Here is a 657-nt window from a genome sequence, read left to right on the forward strand (position 1 = left end):
CGTGTCAGAATATCCTGGACAACGAGAACCGAAATGCAGTGTATATGTGCATTCAGGAGAATCCAGGAATTCATATAAGTAATCTCCTCCAGATGCTGGAGATGAATATCGGGACTCTCCGGTATCATGTGGGGGTGCTGTGCCGGATGGGAAAGGTCGTTGCCGAACAGAACTGCACGGGGATAAGTTATTACGTCAGTGGGGACCCCTTTCCCGAATTGGAAAAGACGATAACTGGATATTCTTACGAATTTCCAAAGGGTCGGATAATAAGTCTTGTTCTGCAACACCCGGGAATTGCGAGGAAGGATATCGCATCCCGGCTCATCATGTCGGGCCCGAACGTCACCTGGCACATGAGATCGTTAACCCGGGAAGGCATCGTCAAAAGCGAGAGGGACGGGCGGAATGTGCGATACTACCTCTGCCAGGATGTGAAGGAGCATATAATGGCACAAAAGTCGTGGCATCTCGCGAGCGCCGGGAGAGAAGTTTCAGGTACCGGGACCTGATGCCGACCTGAGACTCTGATTTCATCCTCCGGCTTTTTCCGGATCGTCCTGCGAACCCTATATGACATCCGCAATCAGGCAGTATCTCCACATCACGCATAGACGACAGTATCAGCCAGGGCAATATCCTGTTCTGTGAAGAGGA

The 657-nt window shown here is 51.1% G+C and carries 1 protein-coding gene; it reads left to right on the forward strand.

Annotation, left to right across the window (positions count from 1 at the left end; genetic code table 11):
- A partial coding sequence (locus EI28_RS12780; protein ID WP_048115421.1) for a winged helix-turn-helix transcriptional regulator occupies nucleotides 1–512 on the forward strand: 512 nt, incomplete at its 5' end.
- Between the last annotated feature and the right edge of the window lie 145 nt (nucleotides 513–657).

Origin of the sequence: Methanoculleus sp. MH98A, assembly GCF_000691865.1 — an archaeon.
Taxonomy (GTDB): domain Archaea; phylum Halobacteriota; class Methanomicrobia; order Methanomicrobiales; family Methanoculleaceae; genus Methanoculleus.